The sequence below is a fragment of the Streptomyces sp. NPDC046805 genome (assembly GCF_040645355.1).
GTDB lineage: Bacteria > Actinomycetota > Actinomycetes > Streptomycetales > Streptomycetaceae > Streptomyces.
Map to the genome: position 1 here is coordinate 2,011 of NZ_JBEYYC010000081.1, position 1,692 is coordinate 3,702.

A 1,692-nucleotide genomic window follows, 5' to 3' on the forward strand; every position below is an offset into this window, starting at 1 on the left:
AGGGGCGGCCCCGCACCAACTTCCGCCCCTCCGCCGCAACAGAACACACAACGGAAAACGCAGGCGCGAAGACAAGAAAGACGTCTTCGCGCCCCTTTGGCATGTCCAATTCTGTCGTTATTGACTCGGCTTGTGCGCCGCCAATAAATTCATTTCATGAAGTTCACAGACATTGACCTCCTTCCCGTCCTGGGAAAGCCGACGCTGTCGGGTGACGGCCGGTTCGCGGCCGTCGCGGTGACGCGTCCCGATCTGGCCACCGACGGGTATGTGTCCGAGCTGTGGCTGGCCGAGACGGACGGAAGCCGGCCGGCCCGGCTGCTGACACGGGGCCCGCATGACGCCGCTCCGGCGTTCTCCCCCGACGGCCGTCATCTGGCGTTCCTGCGCCCTGTTCCGGGCGGCCCCGGGCAGCTGCATCTGCTGCCGATGGACGGCGGCGACGCCCGCGTGGTCACGGGGCATCCGATCGGTGCCGGACAGCCCGTGTGGAGCCCGGATTCCACGCGCATCGCCTACACGGCGCGCGTACCCGAGCCGGGCCGCTACACGGGTTCACCGCAGAGCGAGGCACCGCGCCGTATCACCAAACTCCGTTACTGGGCCGACGGGTTCGGATTCACCTTCGACCGGCCGCGGCACATCTTCGTCACCGACCCGTTCTCGGCCGACCCCGTGACCGCCACGGTCCAGGTCACCGACGGCAACTTCGACCACGCGGACGTCTCCTGGAGCCCCGACGGCGAACTGCTGACGTTCACCGCGGCCCGCCATCCGGAGGCGGGTGACGACCTCCGTAACGACCTGTGGGTGTGCGCCCCCGACGGGAGCGGCCTGCGCGCCCTCACCGACGGCGGCCTGATTCTCGGCTGCCCCCGCTTCTCCCCGGACGGCACCACGGTGTGCTTCGCCGCCGAGCCGCTGGACGAGAACAACAACGCGTTCGCCACGATGAGTTACGGCCTGTGGTCCGCGCCGGTCGACGGCTCGGCGCCGGCCCGCCGCCTCACCCACGAGGACTACCACCTCAGTTTCGCGAGCCAGATGATCCACCCGGTCGCCGACGGTGTGCTGTTCGCCGCCGACCACCGCGGCGAGGTCCATCTGCTCCTGGTGCCCTACGACGGCGGTGCGCCCAGGCCCCTGATCACCGGGGCCCGCCAGGTCAACGCCTACGCCGCGGTCGACGGTGTGGACGGACTGACCGTGGCGGCCGTCCTCTCCAGTGCCACCAGCGCCGGCGACCTGGTCAGCCTGCGCGCGGGCGAGGAGCACCTGCTGACCGGCTTCGGCGCGCGGTTGGTCGAGCGGACCGACGTGCTGCCGATGGAGGAGTTCACCGCCACCACCGCCGACGGTTACGAGCTCCAGGGCTGGGTCGTCCGCCCGCGGGGCGAGGGCCCGCACCCGGTGCTGCTGCAGATCAAGGGCGGCCCCTACACCCAGTTCGGCTACACCCTCAACGGACCCGCCGCCTTCGACGAGGCGCAGGTGTACGCGAGCGCCGGCTACGCGGTCGTGCTCGGCAACCCGCGCGGCTGCTCCGGCTACGGCCAGGCGCACGGCATGCACGTCGTCGACGACCTGGCGCGCAAGTCCGCCCCCGATCTACTGGCCCTGCTGGACAAGGCGTTGGAGGCACCGGACCTGGACGCGGACCGGGTCGGCGTGATGGGCGGCTCCTTCGGCGGC

1 protein-coding gene is annotated in these 1,692 nt (G+C 70.6%); it reads left to right on the forward strand.

All coding sequences use genetic code 11. The features are described from left to right. Positions 1-156 precede the first annotated feature (156 nt). On the forward strand, positions 157-1,692 hold a 1,536-nt coding region (locus tag ABZ910_RS36195; RefSeq protein WP_361373675.1), incomplete at its 3' end, for a prolyl oligopeptidase family serine peptidase.